At 53.8% G+C, this 612-nt stretch carries 1 protein-coding gene and 1 pseudogene; both read right to left on the bottom strand.

Annotated elements, in window-relative coordinates; translation table 11 throughout:
- Positions 1-191 (bottom strand): annotated as a pseudogene (locus tag C4N24_RS15085) (MATE family efflux transporter); the annotation flags it as partial.
- The coding region (locus C4N24_RS15080; protein ID WP_242983307.1) for a MarR family winged helix-turn-helix transcriptional regulator at positions 178-612 on the bottom strand (435 nt) is incomplete at its 5' end. The gene C4N24_RS15080 and the pseudogene C4N24_RS15085, both read right to left, overlap by 14 nt.

Here is a 612-nt window from a genome sequence, read left to right as displayed (position 1 = left end):
ACGAGGTTGAGTACCTGACTACCGGTGGAAACCGCAGACAAGCCTGAAGTGGAGCCAAAGCGCCCCACTACCAGAAGGTCTACTGCGCCGTAAGCGGCCTGCAGCACCAGCGCACCCAGAATGGGCAGCATGAAAAAAGCGAGCTTTGGCAAAATGCGGCCTTGGGTAAAATCGGTCTTATCGTTTTTCAAGAGAATCTTTCCTTTCGCGCATAATAGCATAGAATTTTTCCAGCGTTTGGATGGTGCACGCTGCATCCTCCTCGGAAATGCTGTCCAGATACGGGAGCAGTTGCGAGAAGTAGTCCGTATTGTACTTCTGGGAAAGCGCTTGCCCGCTCTCGGTGAGAAACAGATAGGTCACGCGGCCATCTTCAGCGGATACCTGTTTTCTCAGATACCCTTTGTGCTCCATCTCTTTTACGGTACGGGTCACACCGGGGCGGGGCAGGTTCAGTGTATCGCTGAGATCAGAGATCTTCGGCTGGATGCCACGGGTCTGCAATTTCTGAATAACATCCAGACACTGGATATAAGAGGATGTCACACCCTCCGGCAGGGCAGGCAGCATCTCCCGTGCCCGCTTTGCCAGATAGCAGGCATCCAGCAGCTG

This window comes from Faecalibacterium prausnitzii (assembly GCF_003287405.1).
GTDB lineage: Bacteria > Bacillota > Clostridia > Oscillospirales > Ruminococcaceae > Faecalibacterium > Faecalibacterium intestinale.
Note: the sequence above shows the minus strand (reverse complement) of the source record. Positions and strands in the feature narration are given on the sequence as shown.